The 18,430-nt window shown below is 68.4% G+C and carries 19 protein-coding genes; 10 read left to right on the forward strand and 9 right to left on the reverse strand.

What is annotated here, in order from left to right:
* Positions 1–331 precede the first annotated feature (331 nt).
* Entirely contained in the window at positions 332–1,549 is a 1,218-nt protein-coding gene (locus ACFY2X_RS45560; RefSeq protein ID WP_389951221.1) for an MFS transporter, read from the forward strand.
* Positions 1,550–1,563: 14 nt separating this feature from the next.
* Here the strand turns inward: ACFY2X_RS45560 and ACFY2X_RS45565 are convergent, their stop codons facing one another.
* From ACFY2X_RS45565 to ACFY2X_RS45580, 4 genes are all read right to left on the reverse strand, one after another.
* The gene (locus ACFY2X_RS45565; protein ID WP_389951223.1) at positions 1,564–2,004 is read right to left on the reverse strand and encodes a winged helix-turn-helix transcriptional regulator; all 441 of its coding nucleotides are present in this window, start codon (positions 2,002–2,004) and stop codon (positions 1,564–1,566) included.
* 62 nt (positions 2,005–2,066) lie between these two features.
* Positions 2,067–2,963: an MBL fold metallo-hydrolase gene (locus ACFY2X_RS45570; RefSeq protein WP_389951226.1), complete on the reverse strand. Its 897-nt coding sequence runs from the start codon at positions 2,961–2,963 to the stop codon at positions 2,067–2,069.
* 456 nt (positions 2,964–3,419) lie between these two features.
* Positions 3,420–4,352: an acyl-ACP desaturase gene (locus ACFY2X_RS45575; protein ID WP_389951228.1), complete on the reverse strand. Its 933-nt coding sequence runs from the start codon at positions 4,350–4,352 to the stop codon at positions 3,420–3,422.
* A gap of 141 nt (positions 4,353–4,493) precedes the next feature.
* Positions 4,494–5,213 (reverse strand): DUF998 domain-containing protein, encoded by a 720-nt coding sequence (locus ACFY2X_RS45580; protein WP_389951231.1) that lies wholly within the window; start codon positions 5,211–5,213, stop codon positions 4,494–4,496.
* A 297-nt stretch (positions 5,214–5,510) separates the two neighbouring features.
* On the opposite strand from ACFY2X_RS45580, the gene ACFY2X_RS45585 reads away from it, so the two are divergent.
* Positions 5,511–5,912 (forward strand): lipocalin-like domain-containing protein, encoded by a 402-nt coding sequence (locus ACFY2X_RS45585; protein ID WP_389951233.1) that lies wholly within the window; start codon positions 5,511–5,513, stop codon positions 5,910–5,912.
* Positions 5,913–5,943: 31 nt separating this feature from the next.
* Here the strand turns inward: ACFY2X_RS45585 and ACFY2X_RS45590 are convergent, their stop codons facing one another.
* Together ACFY2X_RS45590 and ACFY2X_RS45595 are read right to left on the reverse strand one after the other, a co-directional pair.
* The gene (locus tag ACFY2X_RS45590; protein ID WP_389951235.1) at positions 5,944–6,579 is read right to left on the reverse strand and encodes a DedA family protein; all 636 of its coding nucleotides are present in this window, start codon (positions 6,577–6,579) and stop codon (positions 5,944–5,946) included.
* A 283-nt stretch (positions 6,580–6,862) separates the two neighbouring features.
* On the reverse strand, positions 6,863–7,507 hold the full coding sequence (locus ACFY2X_RS45595) for a VC0807 family protein (protein ID WP_389951238.1): 645 nt from the start codon (positions 7,505–7,507) through the stop codon (positions 6,863–6,865).
* Between the two features lie 319 nt (positions 7,508–7,826).
* Here ACFY2X_RS45595 and ACFY2X_RS45600 point away from each other — a divergent pair, with 319 nt between their 5' ends.
* On the forward strand, positions 7,827–8,171 hold the full coding sequence (locus ACFY2X_RS45600) for a luciferase family protein (RefSeq protein ID WP_389951239.1): 345 nt from the start codon (positions 7,827–7,829) through the stop codon (positions 8,169–8,171).
* On the opposite strand, the gene leuE is transcribed toward ACFY2X_RS45600, so the two are convergent.
* Entirely contained in the window at positions 8,152–8,802 is a 651-nt protein-coding gene (gene leuE, locus ACFY2X_RS45605) for a leucine efflux protein LeuE (RefSeq protein WP_389951240.1), read from the reverse strand. The two genes, ACFY2X_RS45600 and leuE, sit on opposite strands and share 20 nt — an antisense overlap.
* 378 nt (positions 8,803–9,180) lie before the next feature.
* Between leuE and ACFY2X_RS45610 the strand changes: the two genes are divergently transcribed.
* From ACFY2X_RS45610 to ACFY2X_RS45620, 3 genes are all read left to right on the forward strand, one after another.
* Entirely contained in the window at positions 9,181–11,271 is a 2,091-nt protein-coding gene (locus tag ACFY2X_RS45610) for a cellulase family glycosylhydrolase (RefSeq protein ID WP_389951242.1), read from the forward strand.
* A gap of 188 nt (positions 11,272–11,459) precedes the next feature.
* A complete protein-coding gene (locus ACFY2X_RS45615; RefSeq protein ID WP_389951244.1) occupies positions 11,460–11,702 on the forward strand; it encodes a hypothetical protein in 243 nt (80 codons plus the stop codon).
* Positions 11,699–12,148 (forward strand): type II toxin-antitoxin system VapC family toxin, encoded by a 450-nt coding sequence (locus tag ACFY2X_RS45620; protein WP_389951247.1) that lies wholly within the window; start codon positions 11,699–11,701, stop codon positions 12,146–12,148. Before ACFY2X_RS45615 ends, ACFY2X_RS45620 begins: the two co-directional genes overlap by 4 nt.
* Positions 12,149–12,196: 48 nt before the next feature.
* Here the strand turns inward: ACFY2X_RS45620 and ACFY2X_RS45625 are convergent, their stop codons facing one another.
* Positions 12,197–12,679 carry an Lrp/AsnC family transcriptional regulator gene (locus ACFY2X_RS45625; protein WP_389951249.1) on the reverse strand — a complete coding sequence of 161 codons (483 nt, stop codon included), beginning with the start codon at positions 12,677–12,679 and terminating at the stop codon, positions 12,197–12,199.
* A gap of 120 nt (positions 12,680–12,799) precedes the next feature.
* Between ACFY2X_RS45625 and ACFY2X_RS45630 the strand changes: the two genes are divergently transcribed.
* Both ACFY2X_RS45630 and ACFY2X_RS45635 read left to right on the forward strand, forming a co-directional pair.
* Entirely contained in the window at positions 12,800–13,471 is a 672-nt protein-coding gene (locus tag ACFY2X_RS45630) for a nitroreductase family protein (RefSeq protein WP_389951251.1), read from the forward strand.
* Positions 13,472–14,073: 602 nt separating this feature from the next.
* Positions 14,074–15,546: a carbohydrate-binding protein gene (locus tag ACFY2X_RS45635; protein WP_389951254.1), complete on the forward strand. Its 1,473-nt coding sequence runs from the start codon at positions 14,074–14,076 to the stop codon at positions 15,544–15,546.
* A gap of 56 nt (positions 15,547–15,602) precedes the next feature.
* On the opposite strand, the gene ACFY2X_RS45640 is transcribed toward ACFY2X_RS45635, so the two are convergent.
* Positions 15,603–15,854 carry a lipopolysaccharide assembly protein LapA domain-containing protein gene (locus ACFY2X_RS45640; RefSeq protein WP_389951257.1) on the reverse strand — a complete coding sequence of 84 codons (252 nt, stop codon included), beginning with the start codon at positions 15,852–15,854 and terminating at the stop codon, positions 15,603–15,605.
* 126 nt (positions 15,855–15,980) lie between these two features.
* Here ACFY2X_RS45640 and ACFY2X_RS45645 point away from each other — a divergent pair, with 126 nt between their 5' ends.
* Positions 15,981–17,375, forward strand: coding sequence for a hypothetical protein (locus ACFY2X_RS45645; RefSeq protein ID WP_389951259.1), 1,395 nt, complete (start codon positions 15,981–15,983; stop codon positions 17,373–17,375).
* A 100-nt stretch (positions 17,376–17,475) separates the two neighbouring features.
* On the forward strand, positions 17,476–18,318 hold the full coding sequence (locus ACFY2X_RS45650; RefSeq protein ID WP_389951261.1) for a PhzF family phenazine biosynthesis protein: 843 nt from the start codon (positions 17,476–17,478) through the stop codon (positions 18,316–18,318).
* The last annotated feature ends 112 nt before the right edge of the window (positions 18,319–18,430 follow it).

Genomic DNA, 18,430 nt, shown 5'->3' on the forward strand with positions numbered 1-18,430 from the left:
GCCCCGTCCTTGAAGTCCTGATCGAACTTCCGTCGCGTCTCTGCCATCGCCGTCCCCCTTTAAGGCGATGTCTCTACGTTACGAGGGGAAGCCCAATTTGTGATCGCTTTAGGGCGGGGAGATCACGGTGGCGAGGGGCGCCGGCAGGAGGAGGGAGGGTCGATTTTGGTTGGTTTGTGGCATAAGATGCGTGATTGTTGTGTTCTGAATGAATACATCATGCAATGACCGCACGGCGGCCGCTATAGGCGGTATCTACCCCGGTCGAAGCCACCATGACGGTGCGCTCCCGGGCCGGGCGGCGCTCTGTCTGGACTCGGACGGAGACCCGATGAAGTCTTATCTCGCCGTGCTCGGTTTTCCCGCCGCCTGGCGTTTCCTCGCTCCGGCGTTCCTCGCGCGCCTGCCGTACGCGATGCTGCAGCTCGGCATCCTCCTGCTCGTGCAGTGGTCCACCGGCTCGTACGGCGTGGCCGGCATCGCCGCCGCGGCGGCGGCCGTGTCGCAGGCGCTGATCGGCCCGCAGACCGGGCGGCTCGCCGACCGCTACGGCCAGCCGAAGGTGCTCATCCCGCAGGTCGCCGTGCACGCGGCCGCGCTGGGCGTCTTGCTGGTGCTCGCTTCCGTCCACGCCCGGAGCGCCCTGCTCGTGACCCTCTCCGCGCTGGCCGGTGCCTCGATGCCGCAGATCGGCTCGATGGTCCGGGCTCGCTGGGCACACGTGCTCGGCGGCTCGGGGAAGCTGGGCGCGGCATTCGCCCTCGAATCCATCACCGACGAGCTGACCTTCACCCTCGCCCCGGTGCTGCTGGTGGCCATCTCGACGGGTTTCTCACCGGTCTGGGCCCTCCTGGTGGCACTGGTCATGGTCGTGGTGGGAACCCTCGTGTTCGCCATGGTCCGCAGGGGGGCTCCGGAGCCGATGCCGGTCCGGGTCCGCTCGCAGGGCGGCGTGCTCGGCCTGCGCGGTGTGGCCGTGCTGGCGATCGCCTTCGTCGCGCTCGGCACCGTCTTCGGCAGCCTGCAGGTCGGCATCACCTCCTCCACCGCCGCGCTCGGCCAGGCCGGTGCGGCCGGGCCGATCTACGCGACCTTCTCCGGCGCCAGCTTCGTCGGCGGTCTCCTCTACGGCGCTATCCACTGGCGGACCGGCGCCCCGGTCCGGATGGCCGCCACGATCGGCCTTCTCTCCGCCGCCACCGTCGCGCTGACGTTCGCCGGATCCATCCCCACGCTGTACGGCGGGGCGGCCCTGGCCGGTTTCGTCATCGCCCCCGCCGTCATCACCGGCTACACCCTGGTCGAGACCCTGGTCCCGGCCGAGGTCAGAACCGAGGCGTTCACCTGGCTCAACGGCTCGATCGGCCTGGGCATCGCCGCCGGCGCGGCGGTCGCCGGACAGCTCGTGGACCGTTTCGGCGGACCTTGGGCCTTTCTGGTCCCGCCGGTCACCACCGGTCTGGCCGCGCTGCTGATCCTGGCCTTCCTGCGTCGCCTGCGGCCCGAGACGGGCCGGTCTCCGGTCCGCGAACTGGTCACGACCGCCTGAGATTCGCCGCGGCCTCAGCCCGTGCCGCGGGATTGAAGGTCGTGGCGCAGGCGGGCGGTGTTGACCTCGTTGATGTGGCGCTCGGCCCAGTCACGGATGGCGGCCAGGGGAGCTTCCAGGGTGAGCCCCAGGTCGGTGAGGTGGTATTCGACCTTGGGCGGGACCGTCGGATAGACCGTGCGAGCCACCAGGCCGTCGCGCTCCAGGCTGCGCAGGGTCTGGGTGAGCATCTTCTCGCTGATCCCGTCGATCGCGGCACGCAGCTCGCTGAAACGCTTGGTCCCGGTCGACAACGACCCGACGATGAGGGCGGTCCACTTGTCCGCGATGCGGTCCAGCGCCGCCCGCGACGGGCAGGGAGCGCTGTAGACGTCGGCGGGCTTGCCATCGGGCAACCAGGCCAGCACCTGGCCCGGAGTTCCGGGCCGGGGGCGGCGAGTGCGGGGAGCGGTCATCGAAACTCCTTGAGCGTGGAGACCCCGGACTTCAGCTCTGGGGAGGAAGTCAACTCCGTACGCTAACCGACGGAGAGCATGCCGGCCCAGGCGCGGCGGGCCGCCGGGGGAAGGACCTGGCCGAAGACGCTCCCGGCGAAGTGACCGCCGGCCAGGATCGTGTTGCCGTCCTCCAGTTCCTTGAGCAGCCGCTCGCGTGTGGCGATGCTCTGATCGGGGTCGAAATCGAAGGCGAAGGTCCAGTGGCTCTCGGTGACCTGGACCTGGCAGTGCATGACGTCGCCGAGGATGACCAGGCGCCGGTTGTCACCACCCGCCGGATCGGTGACGAGCAGGCTGCTGTGCCCCGGGGTGTGACCGGGGGTGGACAGGATCCGCACTCCGGGGGCGATCTCCTCGCCGTCGGCGACGAACGCGATCCGATCGGCCAGGGGTGTCTGCACCGCGATCGGGTCGGGGCCGACGAGCTCGGCCGTGCCCGACCAGTGTCGCCATTCGGCCTCGCTGACCAGGTGCCGGGCGCCTTTGAAGGTCAGCCCGGTGACGGTCTGGCCCGCGGGGGCATTGGGGGCCGGGGCGAGGTCGCTGGTCCAGCCCACGTGGTCATGGTGCAGGTGGGTGTAGACGACGGTGTCGACGTCGTCGGGGGTCAGGCCCTCGGCGGCGAGGGCGTTCAGGAGCTCGCCCCCCTTGAAGGTCGCCACGTCCGGGACGGCGAAGTCGACCGCTCCCAAGCCGAGATCGACCAGGATGACCCGGCCGGCGGTGCGGATCAGGAAGGAGCCGATGCTGACCGGGAACCGCCCCTCGGCGTTCAGGAACTCGGCGTGGGTGGCCCAGCCGTCAGGTGAGCTGGCGGGGAAGAGCACGGCGGGGTTGAGCCAGCCGTGGCCGTCGGGTAGGTAGGTGACCGTCGTGTCGCCGATGCCGATGTGGGCACGCGGTGCGGGCTGAACCATGATGATCCTCCTCAGCCGAGCCGGTGGTGGCCGGTCGGTCCATGTGCATGGCCATAACTATTGGAGAGTCACTCTTCAACGGGAAGTACGCACTTGTAAGTGCGTATACCGTGGCCGGCCGAGGGCGGCCGGCTGGAGCACCGGCGGCCGGCGGGCCAGGACTGAGTCCGGTCGACCGCGGCGAACCGGACGGGGCCCGGGTGTGCGGCAACCCGGGGCTGAGTGCGCGGGAACCTGAGACCGGGTGTGCGGGAACCCGGGGCTGGGTGTGCGGGAACCCGAGGCCGGGTGTGCGGCAATCCGGGCCTGGAGACAAGAAATCCGGGGACCGCGTACGGGCGGTCCCCGGAGAAAAGGCGGCCGGCGAAACGCAGCCGGGGAAAGGGCGGCTGGAGAGAAGCGAGGCCGGGAAAACGACCGAATAAAACCGGACTAAATCGGATTAAAAGGGTGAGATCAGGCCTCGGCGGCCTGGCGGGCGCGGCGGGCCTCGCGGCGCTCGACGAAGCGGGAGGCGGAGACCTCCAGGCGGGTGAGGAACTCCGCGAGCTCCTCCCGGGCCTTCTCGCCCTCGGCGTCGAGGTCCTTCATGTCGAAGACGGCCCACTGGCGCAGGACCGGCATGAGGACGTCGTCGAGGTGCAGGCGCAGATCGTAGATCCCGGCGTTGGCGATGACCATCGCCTTGCGGGTGAAGCCCTCGATCCCGGTCCCGGGCATCTGGAAGGTGGTCACCACGTCGGTGACGGCGCGCATCGTCTGGCTCGGGGTCAGCTGGAAGGCCGCGTTGAGCAGGTTGCGGTAGAAGAGCATGTGCAGGTTCTCGTCAGCGGCGATCTTGGCGAGCAGGCGCTCGCAGTTGGGATCCTGGGAGGCCTTGCCGGTGTTGCGGTGCGAGATGCGGGTGGCCAGCTCCTGGAAGGAGACATAGGCCAGCGAGTGGAGCACTCCCTCGTAGGCGTTGGTGAACCCCTCTCCCATGTGGTTCATCCGGGCCCGCTCCAGGGCGACCGGGTCGACCGCCCGGCTGACCGTCAGGTAGTCACGGATGGCGGTGCCGTGACGGCCCTCCTCGGCGGTCCAGCGATGCACCCATGTGCCCCAGGCGGCGTCGCGGCCGAATGTCGTGGCGATCTCGTGGTGGTAGCTGGGGAGGTTGTCCTCGGTCAGCAGGTTGACGATGAGGGAGATTCGCGCTTCCTCGGGAATCTTCGAGTCAGTCTCGACCCAGGCCTCGCCGCCGAACACACCGTCGTAGTCGCGTCCCTCCGACCACGGGATGTATTCGTGCGGGAACCACTCCTTGGCCACCTTGAGATGCCGGTTCAGCTCCCCGGCGACAACGGGCTCAAGCTCAAGCAGCAGCTCGGTCTGACTGAACTCTCGCATAAAGGCTCTCCTCACGAACTACGGAACCGTAACCTACGTTAGCGTAGGTAAAACGGGAGCCGGTAAGCGGGATATGTCTTATTTGTTACCGCCTGGTAGAAATGTCTTAAGGGACGATCTTCCGGCGGCGGAGCCCGAGACTCATGCGGAGCCGAGGCCGACCGGCCTGCGGGGAAGCAGTGCCTCCTCCGCGGACGGCTGTGCGGGGACCATCGCACCGGCACCGGACGGCCACCGGGAGAGGCGGGTCGTGGCCACGGCGTCCCGGCCGCCCACGCCACGGGCGGCCAGGAAGACCAGTGCCATGGTGGAAAGCACGAGCAGGCGCTCGATCGGGCCGTGGTAGTCAGGGCCGCCGATCAGACCCGCGGTCAGCGAGCCCGGCTGGGTGGCCAGAAACGCGGCCAGGAACACCACCGACAGCGCGCTGACGGCCGGCAGGGCGGGCTTCCCGAGCCGTCGGCCGAGCATCCAGCCCGCGCAGGGCAACGCGGTGAAGACCACGGCCGCCGACCAGTTGTGGATCTCCCCGCCGATCGAGGCGGCACCGGGCGCGGGGTCGGCGGGGAACGTCGCGGTGAGCAGGAGCCCCAGCGCCGCGGCGATGAAGAGAACGCGCGCCGCGGCGCCTCGCACCGGCTCCACCCGGGTCAGGCCGTAGGCGACCCACAGAGAGGCGAGGGCCAGCATGATCGTGCCGAGGGCCGTCGCCCAGGCGCCGGCGTCGAACCGCGTGTAGTCGCTGATCGGGCCGGTCATCGGGTTCACCGCGTCGGCGGCCACGTGTGCGTAGGCCATCGAGACCAGGGCGGCGGCGACTCCGGCGATGCCCGGCCAGCGCCGCACCGGACCCCCGCTCATCGCGCCACCTCCCGGCGGGCCGCCTCGAACAGGGCGATGAGGGCAAGCGCCGGGGCGGTTGACATGGCCATCGGTACTCCGTTCGGCGGGCTGCCGGGTTGTGCGCGTGAAGGCGCGGCGAGATTCCCGAACGCCTTGCGGAGGCGTTCGGGAATGGTCCTTCGGTGGACTGGTGGCAGCGTCCCGCGGCAGGAGGCACCGAAGCCATAGGGGTTCTCCCTGAGTTCAGCGGGAATTCCCCGAGATCGAGATCGGGGGCCGTTGACCCTCTGGCTTCGTCTATCGTAGCTTCACGGCATGGATGTGGTCGGAGCCTGGCGGCTGGTGGAGTGGCGCATCTCCCATGGAGGCGGGCGTGTCTCTCATCCTTTCGGCCGGGACGCGGTGGGCCTGCTCTACTACACATCCGACGGCTATATGAGCGCGACCGTCGCGCGAGCCGAGCGCCCGCCGCTGCCTGGAGCGACCCCCCGCCAGGCACCTCCCGCCGCGCAGGCCGAGGCGTTCGCGTCGTTCTTCTGCTACTCGGGCCGCTACGAGATCCGCGACGGCCAGGTGGCCCACGACGTCGAGATGGCGCTCAACCCGGCTTTCGTCGGCACCACCCAGGTCCGCGAGCTGAACTTCGACGGTGACCGGCTCATCCTCGCCGCCAAGGAAGACGACAGGTGGCACACCTTGATCTGGAGGCGGGCGTGAGCCTCGTCCATCAGATCAGTCACGGCGAACGTCAGTCACGGTGAACGGCGAGGGCCGGCTCGAACTTCGGCTCCTCGACGGTACGGCGACGCCGTACGTGCCTGACCACCTCGACCACCGCGGTGATCGACAGGGCGACACCGAGTCCGAGCAGCAGGCCCTTGATCGGGTCGTTCTCGAAGGCCGCGCCACCCACGTAACCGATCAGGCCCGAGTAGATCGCCCAGGAGGAGGCGGCGATCGCGTCGAAGAAGGCGAAAGAACGCCTGGGGTAGGCGACCGCGCCCATGGTGAGGGTGCAGGCGGTACGGCCACCCGGGATGTAGCGGGCCACCACCAGGACGAGCCCGCCGCGCTCGGCCAGGGCCTTCTCCGCCCAAGCGAACGCCTTTCGGCTGCGCTTGCCGTTGCGCAGCCGGTCATTGGTGGTGCGCCCGACGATGTAGGAGATGTGGTCGCCGGTGAACGCGCCCAGCGCCGCCACCACGATCACCAGCGCGATGTTGGGCGCGCCGGTGGCGGCGGCGAACACGCCCGCCGTGATGACGGACGTCTCGGCGGGGACCACGGGGAAGAACCCGTCGAGCATCGCCAGCGCGAACAGCGCGAGATAGATCCAAGGTGAGGTCATCGCCTGGTGGACGGCATCGAGGATGGCCTGTGTCACAGCGGCGCTCCTGTCGGTTGTCGGTGGACTGTCTCACAGCACGCTGACGACCCGCCGCTCTCCGGGCATCGGGGAAGACCCCAAGATTCGCAGGCCGCACCCCCGAGATCTCTCGGGGGCCGTCACACCGACCGTAAAAACACGACGGGGGTCACCACATCCCGCGATCGGCTGTCTCGCCCCCCTACTTTGGTCAGGGGGGTCCCACTACCTCAGGAGGAGGCGCCCCGCCGGGCACGATGCACGGTCCCGCCGTCGCGGGCGGGACGGTGGTGGGAACGCCCTAAGCGGCAGGGGTGGCGGCCGGCTCGTGGTGCAGGCGTCCGAGGACGCGGCGGAAGGCGTACAGGGAAACGGCCGCCGCCAGGCCGCTGATCAGAGCCACGGCCGAGGTGCGGACCAGGAGATAGGTGCCGATCGACTGGTGGAGCAGGAGCCAGATGCTCACCGTGGAGTTGGCCAGCAGCACGAAGGCCCACAGCAGGGTGATCCGGGCGAAGAACCGGCGAACCCGCTCGTGTTTCAGGACCGACGAGGGAAGGTGGATGTAGTCGAGGGTCAGCTTCTGCACCAGCGGACGGTTCAGCCGTATGGAGGCCAGAAAGGCCATGCTGATGCAGATCGTGCCCAGTTCGGGCTGGAGGAAGTAGATCACCGCGCTCCCGGTCCACAGACCCAGCAGCGCCCGCGCGGTGATCGCGATGGCGGCGAGGATCATCGTTCCGGGCACCGGGATCCGCCGGATCAACCGCCATCCCACCCCCGCGTACACCCAGCTCACCGCCGCGATCAGCGCTCCGTTCAGGCCGAGGACGGCCAGCGCGGCGTAGAAGACGGCAAGGGGGGCGACCACGCCCTCCAGCAGCTTCGGTACCGCCTGCCGGACCAGGGAGGTCAGGCGGGGGAGGGTAACGGGTGGATGGTTCATGACACTCCACGGGACGGTGGAAGGACCGGCGCTGAGCATTCGCGCCTACCCCGGAGTGGGATTGCCCACCACGCCGGGTCTGTCATATGGGCTTACGGAAGGGTCACTCCCGCGTTCGCCGACCCCTTACCGTACCTGAAGGGAAACAATGCCTTCGCTATAACCTCGCGATACCGTATGGCCGTCCGAGGCCACCGCCGGGTTTCCCGCGGCGAGCGGCCGGGTGTCCCTGGAAGCCGGGGCCGTTCGAAGGACGGCGCCCGTAACAGTTCAGAAACAGGAGCTTTCCCAATTGGGTCCAGTCCGCGACGATTTAGACATGGCAGTGCGCGCGCACACGTCCGGACGGTCAACCGAGGGTGTCGCGAACGTCGCGGCCCAGCTCATCCGCTGGCCCGATCTGGCACTGAAACGCACCCGCAAGGGGCTGGGATTCCGGGCCAGGGGCCGGGAGATCGTCAGGATGTCCGGGGATCACACCGCGGAGTTGTTGCTCACCACCGACGTGATCGACCGGTGGGCCCGGGTGCTCACCGACTGCCGGCGCGTCACCCCCGGCACGGACGCCGGATGGGTGGCGATGACCATCGACGGCAAGGCCGACGCCGACCTGTTCCTCTCTCTCGTCAGCGTGGCGATCAAGGTCAACCAATCGTCGCGGTAGCCAGCCTCGCCCCGAAGCCGATGAACAGCGCGCCCACCCCGCTGGTCAGTCCGGCCGACAGCTTGCGGCGCGCCCGGAACTGGTTGGCCAGGAAGGTCCCGCTGAAGATCAGCGCCGACAGGTAGAGCGCGCTGAACAGCTGGCAGATCGCCCCCAGGATGGCGAACGACAGCGCGGGCACGCCGTAGGCGGGGTCCACGAACTGGATGAAGAACGAGATGAAGAACAGGATCGCCTTCGGGTTCATCAGGCTGATCACCAGGGCCTTGCGGAAGGGGTTCTCCGAGCCCCGCTCCGGCGCAGGGGCGGCCTCGACGGTCCCGGTGGCCCGCCAGGAGCGCCAGGCTCCCCTCAGCATCTGGAACCCGATCCACGCCAGGTAGGCGGCCCCGGCGTACTTGACGGCGCTGAACAGGATCGGCGTCGACTTCAGCAGCGAGGCGGCCCCGGCCGCCGCGAGCACCATCAGGACGGTGTCGCCGACGAAGACCCCCATCGCCGCCCGGTATCCCTGCCGCACCCCGCGCTGCGCGGCGGTGGCGAGCACGTAAAGGGAGTTCGGGCCGGGCAGCAGGATGATGAAGAAGGCGCCGATGACATAGGTCCATATGTCGGTGATGCCGAAGAACATAGTGGTGCTCCAGGGGGTGTTGCGTGATGCACCCTCACCGTACTCCCAAAAGGTACTTATCGCCCTGACGGGTATCTGCGGTCCCCCTGCCGCCCCGGCTTCGGCCGGCCGGAGCCGTCACCGATTGGGTCTTGTCATTCCGCTTCGAGGGTCCTACTCTCCGATCAATTGTTAGTTAAGTTTCCTAACAAGTTTGACGGAAGAGATCCGATGGCCCGCGCCCCTCCCGCTCGCCAGGCCGGTCGATAACGTCGGCAACTCCGCGTCAGCCACCTCCGAACCCTCCCGGTTCGGCCCTCCGCGTCCGCGTCCGGACGTGGACTCCTTGGTCACCTTGGTCACCCCCATCAGGGAGCAACCACCCAACAGGGAGCAACCATGCGACGCTCCGTGCGACTTCTCAGCCTGACCGCGATCTCCACCCTGTTACTCGGACTGCTGGCTCCAGGCGGCGCCGAGGCCGCGCCCACCCGCTACGAAGCCGAGAACGCGACGGTCTCCCAGGGCGCGGTCGAGTCCGATCACGCGGGCTACAGCGGGACCGGTTTCGTCAACTACGACAACGTGATCGGCGGTTATGTCGAGGCCACCGTGAACGCACCGGTCGCCGGGACCGCGACGATCACCCTGCGCTATGCCAACGGGACGACGGTCAACCGGCCGATGGACATCAGCGTGAACGGCACGGTGGTGGCGGCGGGCCGAGCCTTCAACGGCACCGGCGCCTGGACCACATGGGCCGCAACGACGATCAGCGCACCGCTGAACGCGGGCGCCAACACGATCAGGGCCGTCGCGACCACCGCCAACGGCGGCCCCAACCTGGACTGCATCGACGTCGAGATGGCCGCCTCGGGCGGCGAATATCAGGCGGAGAACGCCCTGATCTCCCAGGGCGTCGTGGACACCAAGCACGCCGGGTTCACCGGCACCGGGTTCGTCGACTACACCAACGTGGCGGGAAGCCACGTCGAGTTCACCGTCAACGCCACCGCCGCGGGCAACGCCGCGCTGGCCTTCAGATTCGCCAACGGCACCACGGTGAACAGGCCGATGGACATCGCGGTCAACGGGACGGTCGTCTCGGCGGCCAAGGCGTTCAACGGCACCGGAGCCTGGACGAACTGGCAGGAGGTCACGGTCGACGCGCCCCTGGTCGCCGGGGCCAACACCGTGCGGGCGACCGCCGTCACCGCCAACGGCGGCCCCAACCTGGACCGGCTCACGGTGACCGGCGGCGGTCCCGCCGACACCACGCCGCCTAGCGTCCCGGGCGATCTCCGCTCCACCGGCACGACATCGAGTTCGATCAGCCTGGCATGGAGCGCCTCGACCGACGACAGCGGGACGGTCGGGGACTACCGGGTCCGTGAGGGCGCGACCGTCGTGGCCACCGTGACCGGAACCTCGGCCACGATCGGCGGGCTCGCCGCCTCCTCGACCCACACCTACACGGTGACCGCACGCGACCCGTCCGGCAACGAGTCGGACCGGAGCGCGCCGGTGACGGCGACGACGCGGGCCGGTGGCGGTACCCCGGCCCAGGTCAACGGCCAGCTGCGGGTGTGCGGGACCAAGCTGTGCAACAGCAGCGGCAACCCGATCCAGCTGCGCGGCATGAGCACCCACGGCCTGCAGTGGTACTACCAGTGCCTCAACACGGCCTCGCTGAACGCGCTGGCCACCGACTGGAACGCGGACGTGCTGCGCATCTCGATGTATATCCAGGAAGGCGGCTACGAGACCAACCCCCGGCTGTTCACCGACCGGGTGCACAACCTGATCGAGCAGGCGACCTCGCGCGGCATGTACGCCATCGTGGACTGGCACATGCTCACCCCGGGCGACCCCAACGTCAACCTGTCCAGGGCGAAGACCTTCTTCACCGAGATCGCCCAGCGGCACAACAGCAAGACCAACCTGCTCTACGAGATCGCCAACGAGCCCAACGGGGTCAGCTGGGCGAAGATCAAGAGCTATGCCGAGCAGCTCATCCCGGTGATCCGGGCCAACGACCCCGACACCCCGATCCTGGTCGGCACTCGCGCCTGGTCCTCTCTGGGCGTCTCCGACGACGCGACCGAGACCGAGGTCGTCAACAACCCGGTCAACGCTTCCAACATCATGTACACCTTCCACTTCTACGCGGCCTCACACGGTGCCGAGTACCTCAACGCGCTGTCACGGGCGGCCGACCGCATCCCGATGTTCGTCACCGAGTTCGGCACCCAGACCGCCAGCGGCGACGGGGGCAACAACTTCAGCAGGGCCCAGCAGTACATCGACCTCATGGCGAGCAAGAAGATCAGCTGGGTCAACTGGAACTACTCCGACGACGAGCGCTCGGGGGCCGTGTTCACCACGGGCACCTGTCCCGGCGGGCCCTTCACCGGCACCTCGCGGCTGAAGCCGGCCGGATCCTGGGTCCGCGACCGGGTCAGGACCCCGGACGACTTCCCGACCGGCTGACCCCTCTCCACCGGCTCCACGTACGGCTCACGCTGAGCCGTACGTGGAGCCCTGCGATCGGCGTCATATTGCGGCACAGGATCCTTTTTGTATGTCAGTGGCACCGATGGCCGTGCACACTATGAGCTGAATTCAATACGGAGAGTAAAGCTGTATGGGAATATTGCTCCATGGGTATGGCTAGCAGTATGAAAACGACCGTGGACATCCCCGACGCACTGCTGAAACAGGCTCGCCAGGTGGCTCAGACTGAGGGGACGACCCTGCGGGCATTGATCGAGGAGGGTCTGCGGTTCGCGCTCGCCCGGCGGGTGCGAGACGAGGGTTACACGTTGCCCGACATGGCCGTCGACGGGCACGGCTTGCAGCCTCGGGTTCGAGACGCCTCGTGGGAGGACATCCGATCCCTGGCTTATGGAGATCGCCTGTGATCGCCGTGGACACGAACATCCTGGTCTACGCACACCGTCGCGACAGCCGGTTCCACGACGGTGCCGTATCGGCGGTGAAGGCGCTGGCCGAGGGCAGGGCGTCATGGGCGATTCCGTGGCCGTGCGTTCACGAGTTCTTCTCAATCGTGACTCACCCGCGTGTGTACGCTCCACCGAGCACCTCGATGGAGGCGTTCGCGCAGATCGACGCCTGGCTGGGTTCGCCGTCCCTCGTGGTGATCGGTGAGGCGGACAACCATTGGGAAGCGCTTCGGTCATTGCTTGAGGCGGGCAAGATTGTCGGTCCGATGGTCCACGACGCACGGATCGCGGCTTTGTGTGCCACGCACGGCATCCGTGAGTTGTGGACTGTCGATCGTGACTTCAGCCGCTTCCCCGAGCTCGTCACCCGTAATCCACTCCAGAGCCGGCACCGCCTTTCGTGAAGGAGTCCTGCCGGAGCGGATTCCCGCTCAGCGGGCCGTGCGGCGGGCTCAGGCGCCGTCGGCCAGTGGCTGGACCCGGTGGGCGACCACGGTCGACAGGGTGATGACCGTGCTGCTTCGCCGTACTCCCGGGATGGCCAGGGTCCGATCGATGACCTGCTGGATGTGCTCGTGGTCGCGGCCGGCTATCCGGCACCAGACGTCGCCGGGGCCGGTGACGATGTGGGCCTCCAGAACCTCGGAGATCGCCTCCAGGGCGGTGGAGATGTCGGCGCGGGAGACCTGCTCGACCTCCAGGGTGGTGAACGCCTGCACAGGGTAGCCGAGGGCGCGGGGGGAGAGGCTGGGGCCGAAGTCGGTGATCACGCCGTCGGCGACCATCCGGTCCAGGCGGGCCTGGACCGTGCCCCGGGCGACGCCGAGGAGGCGGGCGATCTCCAGCAGACCGGTCCGGGGGCGCTCCCTGATCAGATGGAGGATCTTGCGGTCGAGCTCGTCCAGGCCGCTTCTCCTGACTGCCAATCTGTCCACCTCCGGGCCATGAGCCGTACTCCACGCTGACGATCTGGCAGTGAACCGGCCGGTGTGTTGCCCGGCCTGCGGCTGCGATCCAGACTACGCCTGCATATATGGCAACAAATGGAGACGATCGTGGTGCGAGACCATTCCCATCCGTTCATCCCGTACCGGCCCGCGCGCTACCCCGAGTCCGAGATGGTGTCGCGGGGCCGGGAGTTCTACGAGCACATGGACCGCCGCCGGAGCGTGCGGTTCTTCAGCGACGAGCCGGTGCCGCGCGAGTGCGTGGAGCTGGCGATCCAGACTGCGAACACCGCCCCGTCGGGAGCCCACCAGCAGCCCTGGAAGTTCGTCGTGATCGGTGATCCCGAGACCAGGAGGCGGATCAGGCAGGCGGCCGAGATCGAGGAACGGCAGAACTACGAGGGCGGGCGGCTGACGCCGGAGTGGCGCACGGCCCTGGCTCCCTTGGAGACCGGCTCCGACAAGGGCTACCTCGAAACGGTGCCGTGGCTGGTGGTCTGCTTCGCCGAGAAGTACGGCGTGCGCCCCGACGGGACCAAGGTCAAGCACTACTACGTCAACGAGAGCGTCGGCATCGCCTGCGGCTTCTTCATCGCGGCCCTGCACTCGATGGGCCTGTCCACGCTCACCCACACCCCCAACCCGATGGCGTTCCTGACCGAGATCTGCCAGAGACCGGGCAACGAGCGGCCCTACATCCTGTTCCCGGTCGGCTACGCGGCACATGACGCGGAGGTCCCCGCCCTGGTCCGCAAACCGCTCTCCGAAGTGATGGCCTGATGCCGCGAAGGTCCCGCACGGCACGCGCGTGCCGTGCGGGACCTTCGCCGTTCCGGAGTCCGAAAGCACGTGGAACGTGCTCGGCCGGCCGGTCGAGGCCCGAATCTTTTGGGCCTTGTCGAGAAGGTCTGTCAAGGCTACGATCGCGACAACTCTTAGGAAACTTTCCTAAAAGAAAGTTCGAATGGGAGCCGCCATGACCCGTTCGCCACCGTCAAACCCCGTGATGAGCTGCGAATATCCGATGGCAGTGGCCGTCGTCGCGTGAAACTCCTGCCGCCATGACGCCTCACATCACCGCTTCATCCTCGTGTCCCCCCTCGTGGGGGCGATCACGCGGAACGCCTTCCGCACACCTTTCCTGACTGCGCCCGCAAGTCTTCTCGCGGTCCCGCTCACGCTCGGCGGCGCCGACGTTCCCGTCACCGTCACGGACGACGGCCTCCGCTGATCCACGGCTCGGTCCCGCCTTTCCTGCGGGGTGGGACCGAGCCCTGCCAGTCGTACGGCTCGCGCCCGCGCCTCCCCGTTTCGCCGCGCGGAGCACCCCCCACGGGGCGCGAGCCGTACGGCCACCCCCCCATCGAACCAACGAGGTCAACGTGAAGTTTCGCGTCCTACGTCGTACGGCCTTCGCCGTACTCGCCGCCCTGGCTACGGCTTTCGCGGGGTTCACCACCGCCGCGAACGCCGCGCCCCAGACGGGCGTCCCGTCCGCCGCGCATCAGGCGGGCGTCCTGTTCGCCGCACCCCAGTGGCAGGCGTGGACGGCCTACACCGCCGGTGCCCGGGTGACCTACAACGGCGTCGACTACGAGTGCATCCAGAGCCACACCTCCCAGCCCGGCTGGGAGCCGCCCAACGTCCCCGCCCTGTGGAAGGTCGCCTCCGGCGGAGGTGACACCACACCGCCCAGCGTGCCCGGCGGCCTCCGCGTGACCGGCACGAGCTCGTCGAGTGTCTCGCTGGCGTGGAACGCCTCCACCGACAACGTCGGCGTCACCGGCTACAACGTCTACCGGGGCTCGACCCTGGTGACCACGGCCTCCGGCACCTCCGTCACCGACTCCGGGCTGGCCGCCTCGACCAGCTACACCTACACCGTCCGGGCCCGCGACGCCGCCGGGAACCTCTCCGGGGCCGGCAACCCGGTCACCGGCACCACCACCGGTTGCCCGCCCAACGGTTGCCCGCCCACCGGGGGCAAGATGCCCGGCGCGCCGTACCTCTACATGGGCTGGGGCAACCCGCCGAACCCGGGCACCGTCATGGACGCGACCGGCATCAGGTCGTTCACGATGGCGTTCATCCTCTCCAGCGGCGGCTGCACCCCGGCCTGGGACGGCAACCGGCCGCTGACCGGCGGCGCCGACGCTCAGGCGATCTCCACGATCAAGTCCAAGGGCGGCAGCGTCCAGATCTCCTTCGGCGGCTGGCAGGGCAACAAGCTCGGCCCGAACTGCTCCACCCCGGCGGCCTTCGCCGGCGCCGTGCAGCAGGTCATCAACGCCGTCGGCCCGGCGGTGGTCGACTTCGACATCGAGAACACCGACGAGTTCGAGAACTACACCGTCCAGGACCGCATCCTCAACGGCCTGAAGATCGTCAAGCAGAACAACCCCGGCGTCAAGGTCGTCGTGACCTTCGGCACTGCCACCAGCGGCCCGAACTCCCACGGCATCCGCCTGATCAACCAGGCCAGGGCGCTGGGCGTGCCGATCGACAACTACACGATCATGCCGTTCGACTTCGGCGGCTCCGACATCTACAGCGACACCGTCAACGCCGCGGAGGGCCTGAAGAACGCGCTGAAGTCGGCCAACGGCTGGACCGACGCGCAGGCCTACGCGCACATGGGCATCTCCGGCATGAACGGCCTGTCCGACCAGCGGGAGCTGACCTCCCCGCAGACGTGGACCCAGATCACCAACTGGGCCAGGTCCAAGGGGCTGACCCGCCTGGCGTACTGGGCGGTCAACCGTGACCGTCCCTGCCCGGGAGGCGGCGTGGTCTCCCACTGCAGCGGCATCGCCCAGGCCGACTGGGAGTTCACCCGCATCACCGCGGGCTTCTGAGAAGCCCCTCGCCGCCGGGAGAGACGGACTCCCGGCGGCGAGGTCTCCCGCGGCGTTCATTTCCGCCTGGGGGACCGCCACCGGATCAGCAGGCCGACGAGCAGGCCGATCAGCATCACGACCAGCAGCGCGATCCAGAGCGGCGAGGTCACGGTGAGCATGAGCCACCTGATCTGAACCTTGATCCGATTCTGCGCGATGAAGGCGACGCCGAGCGCGGCCAGGATCAGCGCGATCCACACGCGCGGGGGTATCCGAGCCAGCCACCTGCCGAACGACTTCGGCTCGCCCCCCGGTGTCGTGGTCATCTCCACTCCCATTGATTACTTAATGTAATAATCATACCCCTCTGTGTAATGAAAGCTGAGAGACTGGTCTCGTTTTCTGGACCGGGTGGGTGGTCGCCCGCAGGTTCCGGCACTCTTGTAACCGTCATGGACTACGCAATTCTCACGGGGATCGTCCTCGTCACAGGTGTCGTGCTCGCCCTGGTCGCGCAATGGAGAAACTGGCGGCCATCGCTTCTCGTCGTGCTCGCGGTCGGAATCGGGTTCCGGTTGCTCATCATGACCACCTCGGCGATCGACACCTGGCAACCGGTCGACTTCATGGAGAGCTTCAAGCCCGCGGGCGAGGCGATCCTGAGACGTGAGGATCCCGTTCTCGGCAGTGACAGCGGCTGGCACTTCCTGCCGACCATCCCCTACGTGTACGGCCTACTGCTCTGGCTCGGCATCCCGTGGGAGGTCGGCGGCCGACTGGTCACCGTGGTGGCGGACATGGCGCTGATCCCGCTGGTCGGAAAGCTCGCCGGTGGTCCTGCCGCCTCGCTGCGCGCCTTCCAGTACGCCTGCAACCCGCTGGCCATCCTCGTCGCCTGCGTTCACGGTCAGGTCGAGCCGGTCGCGCTGGTCTTCGGCGTGGCGGCGTTCGTGGTCGCCCGTGGCCCCGGGAGCCCCGACCGGCGGGGCGTCGCGGTCGACGTCCCCGACGTGATCGCGCGAGTGCGTCGAGGCGTCTCGGCCTTCGGTGTCGGCGGTGCCGTACGGCATGCCCTGAGCCCGGCCGGCGTGGTGCGCCGGACGATCGCGCCCCGCCCCGGTGAGAAGCCGGTTCTCCGCAGGGCGGTGCTCGCCGGCCTGCTGATGGGCCTGGCCCTGTGCGCCAAGAGCTGGCCGATCTGGCTGATCCCGGGCATGCTCCTGCTGCTGCCGACCTTCCGCGCCCGCATCGCCGCGTTCGTCGTCACCGGTGTCGTCCCGCTCTTCTTCCTGGTCACCCTGCCCATCTTCGCGGGCACCTCGCTGAGTCAGATTCCCGAGGTCATCCACGAGATCCAGTACATCCGCCCGATCGTCGGAGACTGGGGCTGGGCCGCGCTCAAGGTCGGTGGCGACTGGACGCTCGCCCCCGGCATCGTCACGTTCGGCACCAGGCTGATCTACATCACCCTGCTGGTGGTGGCGTTCCTGTGGCGCCGCGCCGACCCGGTCGACCTCACCACGGCCCTGCTGCTCGCCTTCATGATCACCACACCTCGTCTCGGCGTGCAGTACCTGATGTGGTTCATGCCGTTCCTGATCGCCCGCCCCACCCGCTTCACCTGGCCCGTCATCATCGGCGTGTCCGTGTGGGGCGGATACGGCTACCTCTACATGACCCAGTTCGACACCGACACCTGGTGGGAACTGCACTCCGCCTGGGCTCAGAGCTCCATCGTGCTCCTGCCGATCCTGGCCCTGGCCATGCCCTGGGGCCGCCGCGTCTCCCGGGCCGCCGTGGAGTCGCCGGAGACGGTCTCGCGGGCCTCCGTCGCCGCGTCCACCTGAAAGGTCCGACGCCTGTCCACCTGACGTCCCTTCTCCCGGGTGGCGTCAGGGGTCCGGGAGGTGCCGGGGCCCCGAACGGGGCCCGGTAGGTTGCGTGAGTGTGACGAACAATGTTGAGATCCTGCGCTACGCCGCTTTCACCGGCGACCCCGAGGGTGGGAACCCCGCGGGGATAGTTCTTGACGCCGAGGCCCTGTCCGACGCCGAGATGCTGGCCATCGCCGCCGAGGTCGGCTACTCCGAGACGGCTTTCGTGACCGGTCGCGACGGCGAGGGCCGCGGCTTCCGGGTTCGCTACTTCGCCCCCTCTGCCGAGGTCGCGTTCTGCGGTCACGCCACGATCGCCACCTCGGTCGCCCTGGCCGAGCGGATCGGCGCCGGGCGGCTGGTGTTCGACACGAACGCGGGCGAGATCGTCGTGGACGCCTTCGTCGACGGAGAGGTGCTGCGCGCGACGCTCACCAGCGTGCCCACCCGCTCGGCGCCGGTGGCCGAGAAGGTCCTGGACGAGACGCTCGCGGCGCTCGGCTGGTCCCGTGACGACCTGGACAGGGCGTTCCCGCCGCACGTCGCCTTCGGCGGGAACGACCACCTGATGCTCGCCGCCGCCTCACATGAACGGCTGGCGGACCTCGACTACGACTTCGACGGCCTGCGCTCGATCATGACGCGTGAGGGCTGGACGACGGTCAACCTGTTCTGGCGGGAAAGCGACGAGCGCTTCCACTCCCGCAATCCGTTCCCGGTCGGCGGTGTCGTCGAAGACCCGGCCACCGGGGCCGCGGCCGCCGCCTTCGGCGGCTACCTCCGGACCATAGGGACCGGCTCGGACGAGTTCACGATCATTCAGGGCGCAGACATGGGACGGCCCAGCGAGCTGAAGGTCTCGATCGCCGCGGCCGACGGGCGCACCAGGGTGAGCGGCGGCGCCGTCGCGATGTAGGCCTTTGGTCCGCGGGAGCCGTCTCACGGGTCGCAGGGCCTGTTTCGCAGGTCTTTCCGCCTTCCGCGGATCATGAAGGATTGACTTTGACCAAGCACTTGCTCAAGATCCG

The organism is Streptosporangium sp. NPDC000396 (assembly GCF_042898655.1).
GTDB lineage: Bacteria > Actinomycetota > Actinomycetes > Streptosporangiales > Streptosporangiaceae > Streptosporangium.

Bases quoted from the DNA above. Each gene is read 5' to 3' on its own strand.
- ACFY2X_RS45560 (WP_389951221.1), top strand. From the start codon at position 332: ATGAAGTCTTATCTCGCCGTGCTCGGTTTTCCCGCCGCCTGGCGTTTC.
- ACFY2X_RS45565 (WP_389951223.1), bottom strand. From the start codon at position 2,004: ATGACCGCTCCCCGCACTCGCCGCCCCCGGCCCGGAACTCCGGGCCAG.
- ACFY2X_RS45570 (WP_389951226.1), bottom strand. From the start codon at position 2,963: ATGGTTCAGCCCGCACCGCGTGCCCACATCGGCATCGGCGACACGACG.
- ACFY2X_RS45575 (WP_389951228.1), bottom strand. From the start codon at position 4,352: ATGCGAGAGTTCAGTCAGACCGAGCTGCTGCTTGAGCTTGAGCCCGTT.
- ACFY2X_RS45580 (WP_389951231.1), bottom strand. From the start codon at position 5,213: ATGAGCGGGGGTCCGGTGCGGCGCTGGCCGGGCATCGCCGGAGTCGCC.
- ACFY2X_RS45585 (WP_389951233.1), top strand. From the start codon at position 5,511: ATGGATGTGGTCGGAGCCTGGCGGCTGGTGGAGTGGCGCATCTCCCAT.
- ACFY2X_RS45595 (WP_389951238.1), bottom strand. From the start codon at position 7,507: ATGAACCATCCACCCGTTACCCTCCCCCGCCTGACCTCCCTGGTCCGG.
- ACFY2X_RS45600 (WP_389951239.1), top strand. From the start codon at position 7,827: ATGGCAGTGCGCGCGCACACGTCCGGACGGTCAACCGAGGGTGTCGCG.
- leuE (WP_389951240.1), bottom strand. From the start codon at position 8,802: ATGTTCTTCGGCATCACCGACATATGGACCTATGTCATCGGCGCCTTC.
- ACFY2X_RS45610 (WP_389951242.1), top strand. From the start codon at position 9,181: ATGCGACGCTCCGTGCGACTTCTCAGCCTGACCGCGATCTCCACCCTG.
- ACFY2X_RS45615 (WP_389951244.1), top strand. From the start codon at position 11,460: ATGAAAACGACCGTGGACATCCCCGACGCACTGCTGAAACAGGCTCGC.
- ACFY2X_RS45640 (WP_389951257.1), bottom strand. From the start codon at position 15,854: ATGACCACGACACCGGGGGGCGAGCCGAAGTCGTTCGGCAGGTGGCTG.
- ACFY2X_RS45645 (WP_389951259.1), top strand. From the start codon at position 15,981: ATGGACTACGCAATTCTCACGGGGATCGTCCTCGTCACAGGTGTCGTG.